Annotated in this window: 12 protein-coding genes and 1 tRNA gene; 3 read left to right on the forward strand and 10 right to left on the reverse strand. The window is 70.4% G+C overall.

The features are described from left to right. Nucleotides 1-80 precede the first annotated feature (80 nt). The 3 genes from BUE43_RS27075 to BUE43_RS27085 are packed head-to-tail and all read left to right on the forward strand — an operon-like array spanning nucleotide 81 to nucleotide 2,447. Nucleotides 81-1,274, forward strand: coding sequence for a sensor histidine kinase (locus BUE43_RS27075; protein ID WP_159447793.1), 1,194 nt, complete (start codon nucleotides 81-83; stop codon nucleotides 1,272-1,274). Further along, nucleotides 1,271-1,945 carry a response regulator gene (locus BUE43_RS27080; RefSeq protein ID WP_073488662.1) on the forward strand — a complete coding sequence of 225 codons (675 nt, stop codon included), beginning with the start codon at nucleotides 1,271-1,273 and terminating at the stop codon, nucleotides 1,943-1,945. Before BUE43_RS27075 ends, BUE43_RS27080 begins: the two co-directional genes overlap by 4 nt. A 37-nt stretch (nucleotides 1,946-1,982) precedes the next feature. Then, nucleotides 1,983-2,447 carry a nuclear transport factor 2 family protein gene (locus tag BUE43_RS27085; protein ID WP_073488663.1) on the forward strand — a complete coding sequence of 155 codons (465 nt, stop codon included), beginning with the start codon at nucleotides 1,983-1,985 and terminating at the stop codon, nucleotides 2,445-2,447. A 121-nt stretch (nucleotides 2,448-2,568) separates the two neighbouring features. On the opposite strand, the gene dnaE is transcribed toward BUE43_RS27085, so the two are convergent. The 10 genes from dnaE to BUE43_RS35395 all read right to left on the reverse strand — a co-directional run bounded on the left by dnaE (nucleotide 2,569) and on the right by BUE43_RS35395 (nucleotide 20,990). After that, complete coding sequence (gene dnaE, locus BUE43_RS27090) at nucleotides 2,569-6,135, reverse strand: DNA polymerase III subunit alpha (RefSeq protein ID WP_073488763.1); 3,567 nt, start codon at nucleotides 6,133-6,135, stop codon at nucleotides 2,569-2,571. A gap of 516 nt (nucleotides 6,136-6,651) precedes the next feature. Beyond that, nucleotides 6,652-6,725 (reverse strand) — tRNA-Pro (locus tag BUE43_RS27095). A gap of 165 nt (nucleotides 6,726-6,890) precedes the next feature. Continuing rightward, entirely contained in the window at nucleotides 6,891-8,081 is a 1,191-nt protein-coding gene (locus BUE43_RS27100; protein ID WP_073488664.1) for a sensor histidine kinase, read from the reverse strand. After that, complete coding sequence (locus tag BUE43_RS27105; protein WP_234995951.1) at nucleotides 8,078-8,761, reverse strand: response regulator; 684 nt, start codon at nucleotides 8,759-8,761, stop codon at nucleotides 8,078-8,080. The genes BUE43_RS27100 and BUE43_RS27105 overlap by 4 nt, the downstream gene beginning before the upstream one ends. A 149-nt stretch (nucleotides 8,762-8,910) precedes the next feature. Next, nucleotides 8,911-10,323 (reverse strand): ribosome biogenesis GTPase Der, encoded by a 1,413-nt coding sequence (gene der / locus BUE43_RS27110; protein WP_073488665.1) that lies wholly within the window; start codon nucleotides 10,321-10,323, stop codon nucleotides 8,911-8,913. Continuing rightward, a complete protein-coding gene (locus BUE43_RS27115) occupies nucleotides 10,320-11,114 on the reverse strand; it encodes a lysophospholipid acyltransferase family protein (protein WP_073488666.1) in 795 nt (264 codons plus the stop codon). The genes der and BUE43_RS27115 overlap by 4 nt, the downstream gene beginning before the upstream one ends. Continuing rightward, nucleotides 11,111-11,836 (reverse strand): (d)CMP kinase, encoded by a 726-nt coding sequence (gene cmk / locus BUE43_RS27120; RefSeq protein ID WP_073488767.1) that lies wholly within the window; start codon nucleotides 11,834-11,836, stop codon nucleotides 11,111-11,113. The genes BUE43_RS27115 and cmk overlap by 4 nt, the downstream gene beginning before the upstream one ends. A gap of 426 nt (nucleotides 11,837-12,262) precedes the next feature. Next, nucleotides 12,263-17,458 (reverse strand): AAA domain-containing protein, encoded by a 5,196-nt coding sequence (locus BUE43_RS27125; RefSeq protein ID WP_234995952.1) that lies wholly within the window; start codon nucleotides 17,456-17,458, stop codon nucleotides 12,263-12,265. Between the two features lie 261 nt (nucleotides 17,459-17,719). Further along, the gene (locus tag BUE43_RS35390) at nucleotides 17,720-19,597 is read right to left on the reverse strand and encodes a DEAD/DEAH box helicase (RefSeq protein ID WP_234995953.1); all 1,878 of its coding nucleotides are present in this window, start codon (nucleotides 19,595-19,597) and stop codon (nucleotides 17,720-17,722) included. After that, nucleotides 19,575-20,990: a DEAD/DEAH box helicase family protein gene (locus BUE43_RS35395; protein ID WP_234995954.1), complete on the reverse strand. Its 1,416-nt coding sequence runs from the start codon at nucleotides 20,988-20,990 to the stop codon at nucleotides 19,575-19,577. Before BUE43_RS35395 ends, BUE43_RS35390 begins: the two co-directional genes overlap by 23 nt. Nucleotides 20,991-21,169 lie beyond the last annotated feature (179 nt).

The raw sequence follows: 21,169 nt of genomic DNA on the forward strand, positions 1-21,169 counted from the left end.
ACTCGTCGGCCAGAAGGAGGAGGGCGTCGTCCACCTGGCGGATGACGTCCTCGCGGCCACGCCCGACCTACGGTCGTGAGGTGAGCGCGGCGCCCAGAACTCTTGCCTTCGTCGAGCACCCGCTCGTCCGCCTGCTGTCCTTCGTCCTGGCTCTCGGCTACCTGGGGCTGCCCGGTGTCGTTCCTCCGGTGCCCGTCACCGGGGCGGACTGGCTCGTCGCGCTCGTGTCGGCGACGTTGGTCGTGCTCGGCCGGTGGGCGCCGCTGGGCGTTGTTCTCGCGCAGTCCGCGCTGCTCCTCGCGTCCGTGTGGTGGTCCCTGGCCGCGGCCAACCCGGTTCAGATGCTCCTTGTGGTGTCCCTCGCCGACGTCGCCTTCCGCCGCCGAGGGTGGCCGCTGGCCCTCGCCGTGGGGGTGACCGTCGCCGCGATCTCCGTGAAGCTCCTCGGCTCCGTGGGAACCACCGGCGACGCCCTGACCCTGCTGTTCCAGCTCGGGGTGAACGTGGGCATTCCCCTGCTCGTCGGCGGCTACATGCGTCTGCTCCGGCAGGCGGCGGTGGAGGCCGACCGACATGTGGCCGAGGTCGAGCTCAGGCAGGAGACCGAGACCCGGGCGGCGCGGGCGGCCGAACGGACCGCCATCGCGCGGGAACTGCACGATCTCATCGCACACCACGTCGCCTCGATCGCGCTGCGCGCGTCCACCGCCCGCCACGTGGCCGCGCAGGAGCCGGAGGTCGCGCGAGCGCTTGAGGACATCCGAGCGACCGCCGCGAACACCTTGTCGGAACTGCGTGGTCTGCTGGCCGTCCTCCGCGACCCGCGGGTGGTCGACGCCGACGCGACCGTCGCCCTGATGGACGCCAACGATTTCGGCGTCGCGCTCGACGCCCTCATCGACCGCACACGGCAGGCAGGGCTGTCCGTCGAGTCCGAGGTCGATCCCCAGATCCACACTCTCGACCTCGTCCGCCGGGGAGCGCTGGTCCGCGTTGTCCAGGAAGCGCTGACCAACGCCACCAAGCACGCCGGGCCCGGTGCCCGGGTCACGCTGGAGATCACGCTCGACGGGAATCTCGTCAGAATCGACATCGCGAACACTGGCGGAAACTCCGACGCTCGTCCGCACGAACTTCCGAGTGGCCATGGGCTTCTGGGCATGCGTGAACGGATCCAGCTCCTCGGCGGAACGCTCGTGGCCGGAGCCGAACCCGCGGGATGGCGCGTCCACGCGACCTTTCCCGCGACAGCGGAGATGTCCAGGCAGTCATGACCACCAGACTTCTCGTCGTCGACGACCAACCGCTCGTCCGCGCCGGACTTCGGATGCTCTTCACGCCGCAGCCCGACGTCGAGGTGGTCGGTGAGGCGGCCAACGGACGCGAGGCCGTCCAGCTCGCGGAGCGGCACCAACCCGATGTCGTCCTGATGGACCTCCGGATGCCGATCCTGGACGGCATCGGCGCCACCAGGGAGATCCTCGCGCGTCGTCCGTCCACAAGGGTCATCGTGTTGACCACGTTCGACGACGACGAGCACCTGTATCCGGCGTTGTCGGCGGGCGCCTGCGGGTTCTTCGCCAAGGACGCGGTGCCGGAGGAACTGCTGGCGGCGGTGAGCCAGGCGGCGCGGGGCCGCCTGCCGTTCGGCCAGGGCGCCCTGGACCGGCTCGTTCGCCAGGCAGTCGACAGCAGAGCCTCCAGCGCGCGTCACCCACAACCCGCGGACAACCTGACACCTCGGGAACGGCAGGTGCTCGCCCTCCTCGCCGACGGGCTGTCCAACGCCGAGATCGCTCTGCGACTGCACCTCGGGGTCACCACGGTGAAGACGCACATCGCGGGTCTCATGACGAAGACCGGCTGCGCCAACCGGGTCCAGCTGGCCGTTCTGGCGGTCCACCTTGGACTGGCCGCCGGCGGCGAGAACCCGGAACACCACTGACAGTGGGTGTCAGGGGAGCGTGGTTAGCGTTCCGGGCATGAACCACGAGGTCGACGCCGACGAGCGCGTCATCGGGAACGGGGGACCGCGCTCCGCGACCAGCCAGGCGGTGGCGGAGTTCCTGCGTCGCACCGGCCGGGGAACCCCGGACGAGATCGCCGAGCTGTACGCGGAGGAGGTGGACTGGCGGGTGAGCTGGCCCAGGCAGCGCCACGCCGCCGTCCCCTGGATCCGGCCCAGGGCCACGCGCGCGGACGTGGCCGACCACTACCGCACCTTCGGCGAGACCTGCGATCCCGCCGAAGCCGAGGTGTCGGTCAGCAGGATCATCGTCGAGGGGGATGAGGCCGTTCTGATCGGGACGAGCTCCCAGTTGGTCAGGACCACCGGCAAGCGCTTCTCGATGACCTTCGCGCTGCACCTGACCATCGGCGCGGGACTGATCACGCGGCACCACATGTACGAGGACAGCCTCGCGGTCATCGAGGCGTTCTCCGGCTGAGTCGCGTCGGTGACCACAGCTCGCCTGTGGTCACCGACGCACGTCCGCGAACTGCCCCTGACAGGACCGCACTCTCGTCCCGTTGTCCTCTGAGGACAGACGCAGTGCCGAGATCGCCGAATCACGCTGACACCCGGATACCCCGCACTGCCTTCAGTTCGGTCAGGAGAGGCGGCCCCACCGAAACCGGGTAGTCGTGGACAGCCATGACAGTGCGTCTGTCCTCATGGCACACCACGATGTGGACCGGCGAACTCCCGGGATACGCCCGCAGCACGGAGCGAAGCTCAAGGACCGCATCGCGGTCGAGCTCGCTGGCGGTCGCCTCCAACACCAGGACCGACTCCCGGACCCGGCGCAGCTCGTCCTCACTGATGTCCAGGGGAACCAGTGACGAGCCGAACACCGCCATCTTCCCCTCCCGCCAGTTGACCCGCCCCCTGACGACAACGGCGGCGTCCTCGACGAGGTCGGCGGCCAGCAGCCCGTAGCTCTTCGGGAAGAACAGCACCTCCAGCGAGGCGTCCAGGTCCTCCACGACCGCGATCGCCCAGGGCTCGCCCTGCTTGTTGAGCCTCCGCTCCAGCGAGGAGATCATCCCGGCGACCACGATCTCGCCCTCCTTGGGCGGGTCCGCCAGGATCGCGGCGATCGGCCGGGGCGCGTTCCGCCGGAGAACCGGGTCAGCGCCGTCCAGGGGGTGCGCCGAGACGTAGAGGCCCAGCATCTCCCGCTCGAAGCCGAGCAACTCCTTCCGCGGCCACTCGTCCGCGTCGAGCCTGAGGTGGCTGAGCGGGGAGGACTCCGGAGGAGCGGCGTTCCTGTCGTCGGTGGTGAAGAGGTCGAACTGTCCCATCGCCTCCTGTCGCTTCAACCGCACCACTGCCTCGACGGCGTCCTCGTGCACCGCGAACAGGGCGCGCCGGCGGTGGCCGAAGGAGTCGAAGGCACCCGCCTTGACCAGGGACTCGATCACACGTTTGTTGCAGCAGACCAACTCCGACTTCTGCACGAAGTCGAGGAAGGAGGTGTACCTGCCCTTCTGCTCCCGGGTCGCGATGACCGACTCCACGACGTTGGCCCCGACGTTGCGGATCGCGCCGAGGCCGAAGCGGATGGAGTCACCCACGGCCGAGAACCGCAGGGAGGACTCGTTGACGTCCGGCGGGAGGACCTTGATGCCCAGCTGCCGGCACTCCGCGAGGTAGACGGCCGACTTGTCCTTGTTGTCCGCCACCGAAGTCAGCAGCGCGGCCATGTACTCCGCCGGGTAGTTCGCCTTCAGGTACGCCGTCCAGTACCCGACGAGCGCGTAACCCGCGGCGTGCGACTTGTTGAAGGCGTACCCGGCGAAGGGCAGGATCGTGTCCCACAGCGCCTGGACCGCCTCGTCGGAGAACCCGTTGGCCCGCATGCCGGCGCGGAAGCCCTCGAACTCCTTCTCCAGGACGTCTTTCTTCTTCTTGCCCATGGCGCGTCGCAGGACGTCGGCGCGCCCCATCGAGAAGCCCGCGACCCGCTGGGCGATCTGCATGATCTGTTCCTGGTAGACCACGAGACCGTAGGTCTCCGCGAGGATGTCGGCCAGCGGCTCCGCGAGCTCCGGGTGGATCGGCTCGATCTCCTGGCGGCCGTTCTTCCGGTCGGCGTAGTTGTTGTGCGTGTTCATCGCCATCGGGCCTGGCCGGTACAACGCGTTCACCGCGATGATGTCACCGAACTCCGTCGGTCCCATGCGGCGCAACAGGTCCCGCATGGCCGCGCCGTCGAGCTGGAACACCCCCAGGCTCTCGCCCCGGCCGAGCAGCGCGTAGGTCTTCGGATCGTCCACCCTCAGCGTGTCGAGGTCGATCTCCTCCCCGCGGTTGGCCCTGATGTTGTCGATGGCGTCGCCGATCACCGTGAGGTTGCGCAGCCCCAGGAAGTCCATCTTCAGCAGGCCGATCGCCTCGCAGGACGGGTAGTCCCACCCCGTGATCACCGCGCCGTCGTCGCGGCGCCACAGGGGAATCACGTCCACCAGCGGCTCCGCGGACATGATGACCGCGCACGCGTGCACACCCGCGTTCCGGACCAACCCCTCCAACCCGCGGGCGGTCTCGAAGATGGTGGCGACGTCCCGGTCCGTCTCGATCAGCGAGCGGACCTCGGCCGCCTCGCCGTACCGCTCGTGTTCCGGGTCGACGATGCCGGAGAGCGGGATGTCCTTGGCCGCCACCGGTGGCGGGAGCGCCTTGGAGATGCGGTCCGCGATGCCGTAACCGGGCTGTCCGAAGTGGACACGGGCGGCGTCCTTGATCGCCGCCTTGGTCTTGATCCTGCCGAAGGTGATGACCTGCGCGACGCGGTCGGCCCCGTACTTCTCCGTGGCGTAGCGCACCATCTCGCCGCGCCGTCGGTCGTCGAAGTCCATGTCGATGTCCGGCATCGACACCCGCTCCGGGTTCAGGAAGCGTTCGAACAGCAGGCCCAGCTCCATCGGGTCCAGGTTGGTGATGCCCAGCGCGTACGCCACCAACGAGCCGGCGGCGGACCCCCGGCCCGGTCCGACCCTGATGCCCACGGCGCGCGCGTGGTTCATGAGGTCGGCGGTGATGAGGAAGTAGGCGGGAAACCCCTTCTGCGCGATCACGTCGATCTCGTACTCGGCCCGCCGCACGTACTCGTCGGGGACGCCCTCGGGCAGCCGCCACCTCAGACCGGCCATGACCTGCTCTCGGAGCCAGGACGCCGCGTCGTGCCCCTCGGGCGGCTCGTAGATCGGCATGCGGTCCCGGTGCGCCCAGACGTCCTGATAGGACTCGACCCGCTCCGCGACCAGCAGCGTGGTGTCCGCGGCTCCGGGAACCTCCTTGTCCCAGTACTCGCGCATCTCCTCGGCGGACTTCAGGTAGTAGCCGTCCCCGTCGAACTTGAACCGAGTCGGGTCGTTGAGCGTCTTGCCGGACTGCACGCACAGCAACGCGGCGTGCGTCTCCGCCTGGTCCCTGGCAACGTAGTGCGAGTCGTTCGTAGCCAGGGGCTCCAGCCCCAGCTTGGCCCCGATCTCCAGCAGCCCGGTCCGCACCGACCGCTCGATGGGCAACCCGTGGTCCATCAGCTCCAGGAAGAAGTTGTCCCTGCCGAAGATGTCCCGGTAGTCGGCCGCCGCCCGCAGCGCCTCCGCCTCCTGCCCCAACCGCAGCCTGGTCTGCACCTCACCCGACGGGCACCCCGTGGTCGCGATGATTCCCGTGGCGTGCGCGGCGATCAGGTCCCGATCCATGCGCGGCTTGCGGTAGTAGCCCTCCATGCTGGCTAGCGACGACAACCGGAACAGGTTCCGCAGCCCCGTCGCGTTCTCGGCAAGCATGGTCATGTGCGTGTAGGCGCCCCCACCGGAGACGTCGCCGCCAACGCCCTCGTCATCCGACCCCCGCTGGCTGGGCTGCCCCCAGAAGACGGGCTTCTTGTGGAACCGGCTCGTCGGCGCGACGTAGGCCTCGATGCCGATGACGGGCTTGATCCCCGCCTTCGTCGCCTGCTGGTAGAACTCGTCCGCCCCGTACATGTTGCCGTGGTCGGTCATCCCGACCGCCGGCATCCCGAGGCGCACCGCCTCGCCGACCAGGGGACCGACCTTCGCCGCGCCGTCGAGCATCGAGTACTCGGTGTGCACGTGCAGGTGAACGAAGGAAGAACTCACCAGCCACTCCCCGCGGTTGTCGCCTTCACCGACCCCGCATTGGACCTGCCTGCCCCACAGGCCGTCCAACAACAGACACGCCAATCAGCGACAACCATGGGTTGTGACAGAAGCTGACCTAGCCACAACTGCCATAGCGAACAGGCAATGGGCGCAGCGTGGAAATTCTTCTGTCACCAAAATTGCGAGAAGTGAATGATTGAGCCCGCCTACACGTCTTGCCAGTCTCGGAGACGACTGAATTCCGAGAGGACGAGGCGAGCACCAGACCAAGCGCTCAGCGGACCCTCCGCATCGTCGCTACTGGGAGCACGACCCCTGGCGGATCCCGCTGGCCATGCACGACACCTGGCGCGTTCCGACGAATACTCAAGAAGGTCGAACCGGAGGGCACACCCACAATGGATGATCTCTTCAGAGCGCGAGTCGCCCCACTTTTGTCACTCAGTGAGTCACTCACATGACAGAGGGGCTGGCACCTGTCCTGGTGCCAGCCCCTCTGTCCTGCGATGTCGACCGTCGGGACGACAGGATTTGAACCTGCGACCCCTTGACCCCCAGTCAAGTGCGCTACCAAGCTGCGCCACGTCCCGGCCACACCCCGCTTCGCGCGGTGCTCGATCACTCTAGCGCATCCGTCCCGGCCGCCCAAAATCGGGCGGTCGGCGTGCTGGGGGCGGACACGCGAGCGGGGACGCTCCCCGGCGTCCCCGCTTCTCCCCCCACGCCGTGGCCTCCCCCTGGCCCGGCGTGATCCACTATGCGGGGGTCAGCCCGAACGGGCTACCGCCGATCGTCGAGTCGTTGTCGTCGACTTTCGTCGGCACGGGGTCGACGCCCCGGAGCGGGATCTCGGCGACGACGGCGAAGCCGCCGGTGGCGGTGGGCGCGGCGGTGAGCTCGCCGCCGGCCATCCGCACCCGTTCGGCCAGGCCGGGCAGGCCGGCTCCGTGCGCGCCCTCCTCTGGCAGCGGTGCCCCCGTGGGCACGCCGTTCTCCACGGTGAGCCGCAGTCGTCCGCTCCTGCGGTCCAGCCGGATCACGACCGGAGCGCCCGGGGCGTGCTTGGCGGCGTTGGTCATGGCCTCCTGCACGACCCGGTAGACGGCGCGGCCGGCGCTGGGGGTGAGCTCGGCGCCCAGGGCGGAGCGGTCCTCCAGGCGCACGGTCAGGCCGGCGGAGCGCGCCTTGGCGACGATCTCGGGGAGCTGGGGCAGGCCGGGCACGGGTACGGGGGCGTCGTTGAGCAGGCCGAGCGCGGCCCGCATCTCGCCCAGCGACTCCTTGGCGAGCGCGCGCAGCCGGAGGGCGGACTCCCTGGCCTCGCCGTCCTGGGTGGTGGCGGCGAGCGCGGCCGACTCGACGGCGATGAGCGTGGCGTGGTGCCCGACCGCGTCGTGGATCTCCCTGGCGATGGCCGCGCGCTCCTCGGCCCGCGCGTGCTCCTCCCGCGCGGCCAGCTCCGCGGCGCGGGCACGCTGCTGCTCCCGCAGGCTCCGCGCGAGCTCCTCCCTGGTCGTCACGAGCTTGCCGAGCAGGGCGGGGGCGCCGGCGTAGAGGACGCCGAAGACGGCGCTGAGCGCGAGGTCGGTCCACAGCAGCCAGGGCTGCGACCAGAGCACGCCGAGCAGGCCGACGGCGGCGACCAGCACGACCCAGGTCGTCACGAGGGTGATCGAGCGGGTGCGACGCCCGACGCGGAACAGGGCGAGCACGGCCGGGACGAGCCCGAGCCCGCCGAACACCGCTGGCAGGCAGACGACCATCATGAGGGCCGGCGAGAGCAGCCGCAGCGGCAACAGCAGGCAGGCGACCAGGGACGCGTTCTGGGCCCACGGGAACGGCGACGGCCGGAACATCAGCGCCAGCGACACCGAGACGCCGACGAGCAGCACCTCGACACCGGTCTTCCTGGCGAGGTCGCTGACGCGGGGCGAGGCCGCGCTCATCCGTCCACGCCCACGGCGCGCTGGGCGATCAACGCCGCCTGGACGCGGTTCTGCGCGCCCAGCTTGCTGAGCACCGTCGAGACGTAGCTCTTGACGGTGGCCTCGGTGAGCCCGAGCTGGTCGCCGATGGCGGCGTTGGAGCTGCCGTCGGCCAGCAGCTCCAGCACCTGCCGCTCCCGCGTGGTGAGCGAGCGGACGCGTTCGACGTCCCGCCGCTGCCCGCTGGCGACCCGCAGGCGCGGCAGGAGCCGCGCGGTGATGCGGGGGTCGAGCACCGCCCCGCCCGCGGCCAGGTCGAGCACCGAGCGGATGAGGACGTCGGGTTCGGCGTCCTTGAGGAGGAAGCCCTGGACGCCGAACTCCAGGGCGGTGGCCACGTACTCGTCGAGGTCGAACGTGGTCAGCACGGCCGCCGCGGGGGCGTCCGGCCGCGCGCAGAGCACCCGCAGCGCGGTCAGCCCGTCCATGCCGGGCATCTGGACGTCGACGAGCACGACGTCGGGGGCGTGTCGCCCGACCGCGGTGAGCAGCTCGGCGCCGTCCCCCGCCTCGGCCACGACCTCGATCCGACCGCTCGCCTCCAGCAGCACCCGGAGCCCGCGCCGGAGCAACGCCTCGTCGTCGGCCAGCACCAGCCGGACTCTCCCGCCGACGGCGGATCCCTCGGGGCCGGTCAGCACCGCCGCCCCACCTCCCTGTATCCATCCACTGGATCAGTCAGGCTAGGGGTAATCCAACCGGGGTTTCCACGCCTCGTGAAATGACGCACCGCAGTGGACTACACCCTTTGGGTGTACAGGAGGTGGAGCGGCGGCCGCTGCCCCGGTGTTCACTTGCGGGGCTTGCGCTCCCGGACCCGGACCGAGATCCGCACCGGGGTGCCGGTGAAGCCGAAGGTCTCGCGGAGCCTGCGCTCCAGGAACCGCCGGTAGCCGGCCTCCAGGAACCCGGTGGTGAACAGCACGAACGTCGGCGGCCGGGTCTGCGCCTGGGTGGCGAAGAGGACCTTGGGCTGCTTCCCGCCGCGCACCGGCGGCGGGGTGGCGGCGACGAGGTCGTTCAGCCACGCGTTGAGCTGACCGGTCGGCACCCGCTGGTCCCACGACGTCAGCGCCGTGCGCAGCGCCGGGGCCAGCTTCGCCACCGCGCGACCGGTGCGCGCCGAGACGTTCACCCGCTCGGCCCAGCGCACCCGCACCAGCTCACGGTCGATCTCCTTGGCGAGCTGGTACCGGCGGTCCTCGTCGACGAGGTCCCACTTGTTGTAGGCGAGCACCAGCGCCCGGCCGGCGTCGACCACCATCGTGATCACCCGCAGGTCCTGCTCGCTGAGCGGCTCGCTGGCGTCAACCAGCACGATCGCGACCTCGGCCGCCTCGATCGCGGCCTTGGTGCGCAGCGACGCGTAGTACTCGGTGCCGCTGGCCGTGTGCACGCGCTTGCGCAGCCCGGCCGTGTCGACGAACCGCCAGGTCTCCTCGTCCAGCTCGACCAGCGAGTCGACCGGGTCGACCGTGGTGCCGGCGACCGAGTCGACCACCGAGCGCTCCTCGCCCGTCAGCCGGTTGAGCAGGCTGGACTTGCCCACGTTCGGCTTGCCGACGAGCGCGATGCGCCGGGGACCGCCGGTCGCGCCGAGCACCTCGCGGGGTGTCTCGGGCAGCGCGCCCAGGATGGTGTCGAGCAGGTCGCCCGAGCCGCGCCCGTGCAGGGCGCTGACCGGGATCGGCTCACCGAGGCCGAGCGACCACAGCGACGCCACGTCGGCCGTCAGCCGCTCGTCGTCGACCTTGTTGGCCGCGAGCAGCACCGGCCGCTTGGAGCGGCGCAGCACCTTGGCCACGGCCTCGTCGGTCGTGGTCGCGCCCACGGTGGCGTCCACGACCAGCAGGATCGCGTCCGCGGTGGACATGGCCAGCTCCGCCTGCGCGGCCACCGACGCCTGCAGGCCCCGCGCGTCCGGCTCCCACCCACCGGTGTCGAGCACGGTGAACCGCCGGCCGTTCCACAGGGCGTCGTAGGCCACGCGGTCCCGGGTGACGCCCGGGGTGTCCTGCACGACCGCCTCCCGGCGGCCCAGAATCCGGTTCACCAACGTCGACTTGCCCACGTTGGGCCGGCCGACGACGGCCAGCGTCGGCTGCGGCGGCTCACCTCCGCCGGGCAGCTCCCCGGCCTCGGCGGCCTCGTCCAACGCCGTCCACTCGGCCTCGTCGGCCCACGTGCCGTCCAGGCCGGTCACGCTCGTTCTCCCCTCTGGCTGTCGCGGGACACCCGCGCCCGGGCCCCGCCCGGTCGGTCGGTCGTCGGTCCGTCAGTCACGCTCGGAACTCCTTCGCCCCGCTGTCGGTCGAGTTCGGCCACCAGGGCCGCCAGCTCGCCGCGCAGCCGCTCGGTGGCCGCCCGCAGCGCGGTGCGCCCCTTGTCCGCCGGGAGCGCGAACGGCTCGCCGACCAGCACGTCCACCCGGGGCCGGAAGCGCCGACGGCCGTCGGCCGGGCGCAACGTGCCCCGGCAGGCCACCGGCAGCACCAGCGCCCCGGCCGAGCGGGCCAGCCACGCGGCGCCGTTCTCGGCGTCGCTCACCGCGCCGTCGCCCCGCGTGCCCTCGGGGAACACCCCGACGAGGCCACCGGCGCGCAACACGCGCACCGCGGCGAGCAGCGAGGTCCGGTCCGGTTCTCCCCGGCGGACCGGGAGCTGCCCGATGCGGCGCAGCGCCCAGCCCAACGGCCCGCGGAAGATCTCACGCTTGATCAGGAACACCGCGCGCCGGCCGACCACGCCGTACAGGAACGGCCCGTCGACGAACGCGCTGTGGTTGGCCACCAGCACGACGGGCACGCCGCGCGGGACCCGGTGCCGTCCCCGCACCCGCAGCCGGAAGAACGGCCGGTACCACCAGGTGCCGATCCACCGGGCGAGGTCGTGCAGCCACGGCCAGGCGTCCGGCGGCAGGTCGGGGCCGGCGGCTGCGACGCCCCGGGGGCCGGCCGGGGACGCGGCCGGGACCGCCTGGCCCGCCCGGGTCATCGCCGGCTCCGTTCCGTCACGGGCAGCAGGCCGCGGCGCTCGACCAGGGCGGCCAGCTCGCGCAGCACGCCGTCCACGTCCAGCTCGGTGGTGTCGACCTCCACGGCGTCCTCGGCCCGGCGCAGCGGCGACACCGCGCGGCTGGAGTCGAGCCCGTCCCGACGGCGCACGTCGGCCAGCGTGGCGTCCACGGACGCGGCGCGGCCGGCCGCGCTGTCCTGGGCCGCCCTGCGTTGGGCCCTGGCCTCGGCGGAGGCGGTGAGGAACACCTTCAGCTCGGCGTCGGGGGCGACGGTGGTGCCGATGTCGCGGCCCTCGACCACGATGCCGCCGGTCCTGGCCACCGCCTCGGCGATCGTCCGCCGCTGGCGATCGACGAGCAGCTCCCGCACCCGGGGGACGGCGGAGACCGCCGAGACCGCCAGGGTGACCGCCTGCCCGCGGATCTCCTCGGCGACGTCCTCCGCGCCGAGGTGGATGGTCGGGCCCTCGGGGTCGGTGCCCGAGCCCAGCTCGGCCCGCCGCGCGACCTCGACGACCGCGTCGGTGTCCGCGAGGTCGACGCCGGACCGCAGCACGGCCAGCGTCACCGCGCGGTACATCGCGCCCGTGTCGAGGTACTCGGCGCCGAATCCGGCCGCGAGCCGCCGTGCGACAGTGGACTTCCCGGTGCCCGACGGCCCGTCCACCGCCACCACGCCCCGCAGCTCGCCGCGCGCCACCACGCCTCCTCGTCCTGGTTTGCCGCCCCCGGTGGGGCGTCGACCGCCCTCCACCGTTCAAACCACCATTCTGCCTGTTTGTTCCGGCAGGCCGGGCACCACGGGTCGACCGCCGGCGCGCGTCACCCTGCCTCGTACAGTGTCAGGCGCGGGGTGTCAGAACGGAGGGTGAGCAGCCCAACGCCTGGTGTGAGGAGCACCGCTGCTCCGCCGCGCCGGACGCGGGCATCCCCGGATGCTGGTCAAGGCTTTCGTTCGCGCGTCCCGACCCCGGCCCGGACCCCATTCTCCGGAGATTCCGGAACTCGCAGGTCGGCACCGGGGCCGCACGGACCACGAAAACCCGCGACCACACTTACCAACATCACCAATCGTCCGGCCGGAGAATTCCGGATCGGACGATCGGCGATGTGGGACGACCAGTTCTCACTGCTGGAGCTCGCCCGGCCCGGAGTCCCGGGCGACCGGGAGGGCCGCCTCCAACCGCGCGCGGATGCTCGCGGTGAGCCGCTTGAGGCCGAAGGTCGCCAGCGCCGCCCGGCACAGGCCCTCCTCGTCCTGCCAGCCGCGCTCCTGGGCCGCCCGCGCGAGCGCCACCGCGAGCTCGTGCGGCGGGATCTGGTCGAACGGGCGCGGACCCGGCTGCCGAACCCGCGCGAGGGGCTGGTCGGGAAGCCGGTAGGTGCGGGACCGGACGACCGAGTCGCCGAGGGGGTCGTCCTCGACGAGCACTCCCTGCGCCACGGCGGCGGTGAGGGCCTCGTCGAGGGCGTTGGCGATCAGCCTGCCCGTCCGGCGAGCACCAGACGCCTTCAGGTAGGCGCTGTGCGCACGGTGACCGACGACCGGACCCTCGACGGCCACGATGGCCCGGAGCCCGGTGACGAGCTCCTGCTGCGACGCCTCCGTCACCGCCGGAAGCACGCCCGCGAACTCCTCGTACGGAGCGGCGGCGCCAGCGTCGACGGGAGGGGTCGCCTTCACGGCCACCGCGACCGGCTCGGTCTCCTCGACGGCGACGGGTTCCTGAACAGCGACCGGTTCCTGCACCGTGACGGGCTTTTCGAGGGTGACAGCTTCCTCGACAGGGGACTCCAACACCGGCGGTGAAGTGTCCTCGACCTGATCGAGGACAACGCCTTCGCGGACACCTTCGCGGACCTGACCGGCGTCCGGGTTCGGCTCCGCGACCTCAGGCTCCGCGACCTCCGGCGCCGGAACATCGTCGACGACCACGTCGCCGGCCGTCCACCCCGACGGGTGCACGTCCAGCTCCCGCAACCTGGCCCAGAGGTCCTCCAGCACCGCGGCCTGGTCCACGTAGAAGGCGGACTCGCGGATGCGGAAGAACTGCCAGCCGCACCGCTCCAGATCGCGCTGGCGGTGCAGATCCCGCTCGTACGCGTCGGGTCCGTGCCACGCGTCGCCGTCGCACTCGATCGCCAGGCGCGTCTTCGCGCCCACGACCACGAGGTCGAGCCGGTAGGGATCGACGGGGTACTGCGGGATCACGGTGTACCCGCGCTCGACCAACCGGTTGTAAACGCGTTGCTCGAACAGCGAGTCGAACGGCTCGACCCGCTGGTCCTCGGGAACCAGACCCGCGCCCTGTCCCCCCTCGGCGTTCCGCGCCCGGTTGACGACGCCGTAGCAGTAGTCGAGGAGCTGGAACCGCATGTCCTCGGGGTTGCCGAGATCGGACAGCGCGACCGAGTGGAAGACCCACATCTGGTCCTTGGCGCGGGAGGCCGCCACGTTGTACCGCTGGACGTACAGGTCCCTCGTCAACGCGCCGAGGCGTTGCCCCGGCTCCGGGGCCACGACCATGGACAGGAACATCACGTCCCGCTCGGAGCCCTGGAAGTCGGCGGAGTCCCCGCACCGCAGGTCCCTGGCCCGCAGCTCCTCCGGCGGGACTCGTTCGAGCAGCCGCTTCTCGATCGCCCTGGCCTGCGCGGTGCCCAACAGCGAGATCACGCCGAAGGTGAGGCCGTCGTACCGCGGGTCGGCCAGGCACTTCTCGATCTGCCCGACGATCGCGTCGACCTCGACCGGGTTGACCTTGTTGGTGGTGCCCCGCGTGTACCCGTCCGGGAGGTGCACGACCCTGATCGGGTCGAGCCGGTCGTTGCCGTACTGCCGGACCGGGATGAGGCGGATGCGGTCGGGCTCGTACGCGACGCGGTTGGAGAAGCCGATGATCTCGGGCACGCAGCGGCGGTGCTCCACCAGGGTGAGCAGGCTGCCATACCGCATCTTGGCCTCGTCGAACAGGCTGCGCTGCGGGTCCTGCCACGAGGCCCGGTACCGGTCGTCGGCCAGGTAGTGCGCGGCCAGGTCCCTGAGCTGCTGCTGGTCGACGCCGACCGCCGCCGGGGACACCTGCTTGTCGTCGCCGATCACGACGATCTTCGGGGCGAGGTACTGCAGGAAGCTGGCCTCCAGCCCCGCCTGGGACGCCTCGTCCACGACGACGACGTCGAACATGTCCGGCTGGATCCGGAGCTGCTCGGCGATCCGGTAGATCGGCATGATCCACACCGGCACGGCCGGGCGGCACCGGTCCATCGCCCTGCGGATGTCGGCCCGCTGCTTGGCGGCGTACTTGCCCGTCCCCTTGCCCAGTCGCTGGACCAGGTACGAGTACTGCTTGAGGTCGGCCCTGGCCTGCCCGGTGAGCCGGTCCGGGGCGACGGCGTGCCGCCACGCGCGCTCCGCGGCGAGCCTGGTCACCTCGCGGCGGATCCGCTCCTCGACCCGGGTGACCTCGGCCTGCAACCCGTTGACGTCCGCGGCGCCCTGTTCGGCCACCCAGGCTCCGGTGGCCGCCCACGCCCACGCCTCGGTGAAGCCGGCGAGCCGGTCGTCCCACTCGGCGGCGGAGGGGTTGCCCGCGATCGCCTCGCACAGGGCAGGCGCCGCCGCTGTCAGGCGCGCGCCCAGCTGGTCGCGTCGCTCAGCCACGCGACGGACGTCGGCCAGCCGCTCGACGCGCCGGTAGGACGCGGCGTACTCGTCGTGGTTTCGTTGGCGCACAGCGGAAAGCATGCGGTGGACGGTGGGAGCCGCATCCGCCCAGCGGGCCGCCTCGGCGAGCGCTTCCTCGACCGCCGCCAGCCGGCTGGCCGCGGTGAGCCGCGCGTCGGCGGCGGTGGTGGCGTCGACCACCTCGGCGTAGGTGCGGACCGCGGCGAGGTCCGTCCAGTCCGGACGCGGCAGCTTGGCCTGCGCGAGGTGCTGCTCCTCGGTGTGGAGCGCCTCGGCGAGGCGCAACACCCGTTGCAGCTGCTCGAACTCCGTGACGTGCCACTGGAGGTGTTCCCGCAGGGTGTCCTCGGCGGGGACGTGGACGCCGTCCGGCCAGGCCCGGTCGAGGGCGCCGAGCGACCTCGTCGCCTCCACCCACGCCATGAAGACGTCGAGCTGCCGGGGCGTGGTGGGCGGGAGCCCGTCGACCCGGACGTGGTCGAACAGCGGTCTGGCCCGCTTGACCACGCCGGGCGCGAAGAGGCCGATCTTCGGCGAGCCGTCGGGCGTGGTGCGCAGGCCGCCGTTGACGCCCAGGTGCGCCCGCAGGGCGCTGGCCAGCGCGACGAGCTGGCCGGGGTCGTGCGTCACCCGCACCTCGGTCAGCGGGCCGATCCGCTCGACGAGCGGGTGGGTCCGCCCGATGAGCTCGGAGATCTGCTGCGCCCGCGCCTGCCACAGCCGGGTCCGGCCGGAGCGGATGTCGGTCAGCGCCTCGCGCATCCACGCCTCGGGACGGCGGGACAGCTGCTCCACCTCCTCCGCGAGCTGGCGCAGGCGTCGCTGGAGCTGCGCGCGGGCGGAGGCGTCGAGCCGGCTCACGGCGCCGAACGCGGCGTGGTGCTTCAGCGGCTCGTGCTGCTGGTCGTTCGCGACCGCCGTCCGCTCCGCGGCCGCGAGGTCGGCGAAGGCGTCCGGCCGGGGCAGGACGGCCAGATCCAGCAGCCGCCGCCGGGATTCCGGCTCGTCGGCGGAAAGCTCGGCGTCGAGCAGGTACCCACGCCACTCCAACACCTCGTTCGTCCGAAGTGGACAGTCCTCTTCGGACCCGACGGCCACGTGCGCGGCGATCCACCCGAACCGCTGGGCGTCCCCCTGGTGCTGCCGGGCGATCGCGGCCAGGGTTCCGCGGTACCCTGCCCGGACGTGTTCGCGCACCTCGTGTTCCCGGGCGTCCACGAGCTGGCGGTACAGGCCCGCGCGCTCCCGACGGAGTTCGTCGATGGTGTCGAGACACTGACGAATGGCGTTTTCCGCCGCTACCGGGTCGTGCTCGCTCGCGGTGGCCGCGATGCGCTCGACAGCCACCTTGAGATCCGACATGTCCTCCCGGGACGTGCCCACCACGGCGACGGACAACGGCTTGATCTCGTCGGGAAGCTTGTCGCGAACCTCTTTGAGGGCGCGGTCAGTGTGGGCGGTCACCAGCACCCGCTTGCCCTGGGCCAGAAGGTGCGACAACAACGCCGCCGCGGTGTGGGTCTTCCCGGTGCCGGGCGGGCCCTGGACCAGGGTCTGGGCCTGCGCGTCGACCTGCCGGATGACGCGGAGCTGGACGTCGTTGACGGGCAACGGAAGGAAGGGGTCGTCGTCCACGACGACCATCGCGCCCTCACCGGACCGGTTCTCCGCCGCGGGGCGGTGATCCGGGTCGACCAGCGGCAGCAGGCCGTCCGGCACCTCGCCGGCCTCGCCGATCTGCTCCAGGATGGTCTCGAAGATGTCCACGAGCCCCTGCTGCGACCGCTTCCGCAGGACGAGGGCGGGCGCGAACGTGGCGACCGCACGGGGCGACGGCGTCGGCGCGTCGTCCTCGTCGCGGTACTCGCCCTCGGCGTCCATCGTGTGCACGAGGCGGCGAACCGAGGCCGCGACCATCTCCCGGTGCAACGGATGGGCCTCGGAATCCCTGGCCTCCGCCCGAACATCCTTGATGTGCGGGGAACTGGTCAGCCTCGGGTCGAGCATGTCCAGCTCGACCGCGATCCCGTCGAACGACTCGACGCGCTCGACGGTGAGCCGCCCGCTCGCGTCGTCGAACCGGATGGCGGCCGGCGCCGTGAGGAGGTGCCGCCGCACGGCGGGGCCGGTGGGCGGCTCCCAGGCCAGACAACCGGCGCCCACAACGAGTTCGAGCTCCTCAAGGTTCCCGCTCGCCGACATGTACGTGGAGAACAACTCGCTGTACAGGTCGCGAACAGGGCGGTCGAGCAGCTCCTGGCTCGCCCACTCCTGCCAGCGCTCCAACCACTTCTGGTAGCGCTTCCGAACATCCGGGTGCTCGTCCAGGGTCAGGCGCCGGCTGGCTCGTTGGTCGCCCTCCCCGTGACTTTCCTTCTCCCCCTTGCCAACCGCCGTGATGCTCTCGCGCAACGCCGGCGGGTTGTGGGGATCGTCCAACGGCCCATCCAGCCACCTGGCAAGCGTGTTCTCCGGGGCCGGCGGCTCAAGGCGAGGAACCCGGTCGACGGTGAGCACCGCCGCGTCCGGCTGCGGATCAGCGCTCCGGTGGGCCGACATCACCGCCGGGTGCTCGGGAACGCCCTCCAACCACAGAACGGAACCATCCCGGCGGTAGGCGTCCACGGTGCGCACGGGCTCGTTCCGCAACTGCTGCGCCCGAATGAGAAACTCGAACAGGCGCCTGACGCGATCAACCAGCGGCCCCCGCGAAGCACCCGCGTCGCCCTGCTCAAGACCCCCGCCACTCACGGCGCCCCCCGTCGTCTCCGAACCCTCCCATGATCGTATCCTGCCGAACGTCTTCCCCGGTTTTCCCGCTCACGGCTCACCAGAGCAGTCCAATGACTATGCCCGAGTGCAACCTCATGCGTCAGCCGTCGCAGACGAACGTAATCAACGAGGTGTGGAGTCAGGCAGACGTGCGGACAGCACGTCGAAATAGCGATTTTGCGCCCAAGCCCTGCGATCACCGATGACGTAGAGGCGCCGCTTGGCCCGGCTGACAGCGACGTTGAGCAGGTTGGGTTTACTGGCCGCCCAACGTCGCGCACCATGACGTTGGGGATCGCTCCCCAGGACGAGGATCACGATGTCCGCCTGTTTGCCCTGCGCGGTGTGAATGGTGCCGGCAACCAGGCCCGGGTAGCGCTCCGCCCTGGAGCGCACGCGGCGCGCAATGTCCCGGAAGGGGGCGATCACCATCACCTGTGCCATGTCGAACCGCAGGTCACGCAACACGGTGAGGATCCGGTCCAGGTGCCGCCCCTCGTCCGGAATCCAGTGCCCCTGCGATCCGCTCGAAACAACATTGATCCACTTCGACGGCGGGAGGGACGGAAACTTCTCCCGGAATCTTCCCGAATTCTTCTCGTTCGTCCCGTTGATCATGAGACCGCCGTAGGCGATGTCATTGACAATACCGAACATGGGTCCGTCGCACCGACGGTGAACGGTCAGCGGCGCTCCAACCCATATCTTCCCGTCATCTTCGGGCAGCCAGGTCCCCAGAGGAGTAAGCCGGTCCGCCAGGCGCTGGACAGAGGTCCGGCAACTCAGCCACTGCTCGTCGACACCGTGGTCAAGCCGAATAGCCTGCTCGGCGCGGAAAGGCAGCGTCGTGATCGGTTCCAGCTGGAGGGGATCACCCACGACCACTGCGCGCTTCGAGCGCCAGAGCGCGCCCACCGCGCTCTGCGGCGTCGCCTGACCCGCCTCGTCGACGAGCAACCACCCCAACGTCTCCCTACCCAGATGAGCGAAGAGACGAGCGAACGAGGCGAACGTGGTGGACACCACCGGAACAACGAAGAAGAGCGCACGCCACGCTGCCAGCGCGGCGTCCTCCGGGAGGTCACGCGGCGCTTCCCCCGACAGCAGGTCCATGGCGCCCTGAAGGCTTTGCCGCATCTGGGTGGCAGCGTGCTGAAGAAAGGCCTTGTGCAACCGCAACGCCGCCAGGAACAGACTCGTCCGAGCGTCGTTCCACGCCGGGTCCGTCCACAGCGCCGACTTTTCGCGATGCTCTCTGTTTTTCCACCAGGTTTCGTCTGGGAAATGGCGCCCGAGCGCCGCCCGGGCGGAGTGCAGCGAGGCCCGTACGTCGGCCAACTCCTGCTCCCAACGACGTAGCGCCTCCTGCTGGGCGACGGCGACGTGAGTGAGGCGACGGACATCCTCGCTCAGCCGAGAGTGGTCGGCTCGCAGCGCCAGGAGCGTTTGGTCAGCCACAGTGACGTCATGAGCCAGAACGCCGTCGCGCTGCCGCCACTCCCGCATCGCGCTGCCCCACGTTGTCAGCCATTCCAGCAACCCTGGCCGAAAGCTCTGGTGCTCAACACGCAGTCGATGACGACGTTCTCTCTCAGCCTGCCAGTCGCTCCTGACGCGCTCCGCTTCCTCAGCATGTGACCGCACTTCGGCGATCTGCTGTTGGACGTTTCCAAGAGATTCCTGAGCCAGGAGGCGCTCACTCTCGACGTGTGCCTCCCGTCCGAGGAGATCGTAGACACACTGCCGCTCCGCCTGGCACGACGCTGCCCGAGCCAACGCCTCGTGGAACGCGGACACCGCCTCGAACCACGAGCACGACGGCGGTGTCACCTCATATTCCTTCAGGATCGCCCACAGTCCATATCGCGGGTCGTCCGCGACTCGGACACCAGAAGCAAGGAGATCTTCGACGGATTCGACCGCGTCCTCGGGTCTGCGGTACCAGCAGGCGTCCACAAAACGTCCCCGGTTCTTCTTGTTACCCAAACGCGCCGCGACCAACGCCCACCCCGAGCCGGTGGAATCGCGACTCCCGCCGCCCCCTCCGGTCCTCATCCGCGGCGTCACGCTCAGCGAGTTCAACGTCGAGGAGTGCGGAGGCGACCCCCGGGAAGTATCCGAGCTGTTCCGCTTCCTCACGCCAGCTGTCGTCGATCGCACCCCGGGCGGGAATCTCGTTCGTCACATTCTCGACGGCACCGTTGTTCGCCGAAGCCACGACGATTTCGAACCCGGTGAACTGTGGCTTCCACACATGGACCACCCGGTTGAAGTCACCGGTCTTCCAGCGGCGCTGGCCATCGAACGCCTCACGTGGGTGGGACAACTCGGCCAACCTGCGCGCCCGCTCCACGACCAACGCGGCCACAAGGTCGCGCAGCATCGTGGTCTTCCCGGTGCCTGGGGGACCGTTCACACCGAAGACACCAGGGCGCGAATCCAGGAGTTGCAGCACACTGCTCACCGCGAGCTGCTGACTCAACGCCAACGGATGCTCCGACCTGCTCGGCCACCGACCCAGTGGAACCTTCCTCGGCGCAGTGGCCTCCAACACCGTGTCGAGTCGATCCCGCACATCCACCCGGCGTGCCGTGTCCACTTCGGCGTTGGAGCACAGGTAATCACTCAGCGCGGTACCGACGTCTCCCGACTTGACCGCGTCGGCGACAGCGGCGAGATCATCGGCAATAAGACTGTTGAGGAAGTCGTGCCCGTCGGTGTTGTAGGCGTTACGCCTGGCCACGATCTGGCTGTGGATTCGGATCTCGGCGGGCGGCGACGGCAGGACATGTCGGGCCTGGACCAAGTCGACAGCAGCGGCAAGACATTCGTCGAGAACGCACTGACACAAGGGCCGGCCCACGACATGCCCCCGCCCTCGCAACTGCTCAGCCTCGCTGTCAGCCGGGTCGGGCGCCACCAGGTCGGCGAAGGAGGCACTGAACTCGGCCATCGTCAGGTCAAAGCCAGACAACCATCCGGGCGTTCCCGGCCCAGGGCTCCACGCGCGCCCCGTCGCCCAGGCGCAGCTCGACAGGATCTCGGAACCGATCAGTGGCCGTCCCTCAGCGGAAACCACGAACGCGGCGACCGCGCTCTCCCCCGCCGGGCGCTCGTCGAAACTCTCCGCATCGGTGGTGAACACCTTGGCCAACACGTCGAACACCGATTCCAGGGAGTAGGTCCCCAGATAGACCACGTGGCGCCAGGTCTGGTCCTTCCGAAGTCGCACCTTCGCGAGCTCGTGCGCGGGCTCCCACGGCAACGGAGCACCGGGCTCAACCGCGTACACCCATCGTTCGCGGCTCACCTTCTCGACCTTCTGAGGACTGAACATCTCCAGGGTGCGCCAGAAGCGGATGATCTCGGCCCGCTCTGCGTCCGTTCCCAACACCAGCCTCGGCTCCGTTCTCCCGCCACGCTGCCCGCGAAACGCGAAGATAGCGCAGGGTAGTTGTATCGATACCGATGACTGGGTAAAAGCCAGCGAGAGCCGCTCCCCCACGTCACCGTCCGTTGCTCCGAACGGGTGAATGTGGGGTGCTCCGTGTCGGTGGGTGCGAGGTTGTGGGG

Origin of the sequence: Streptoalloteichus hindustanus (assembly GCF_900129375.1) — a bacterium.
GTDB classification, from domain to species: Bacteria; Actinomycetota; Actinomycetes; order Mycobacteriales; family Pseudonocardiaceae; genus Streptoalloteichus; species Streptoalloteichus hindustanus.

Coding starts and splice junctions, on each gene's coding strand:
- BUE43_RS27080 (WP_073488662.1), top strand. CDS start 1,271: ATGACCACCAGACTTCTCGTCGTCGACGACCAACCGCTCGTCCGCGCC.
- BUE43_RS27115 (WP_073488666.1), bottom strand. CDS start 11,114: ATGACCCGGGCGGGCCAGGCGGTCCCGGCCGCGTCCCCGGCCGGCCCC.
- BUE43_RS27100 (WP_073488664.1), bottom strand. CDS start 8,081: ATGAGCGCGGCCTCGCCCCGCGTCAGCGACCTCGCCAGGAAGACCGGT.
- BUE43_RS27085 (WP_073488663.1), top strand. CDS start 1,983: ATGAACCACGAGGTCGACGCCGACGAGCGCGTCATCGGGAACGGGGGA.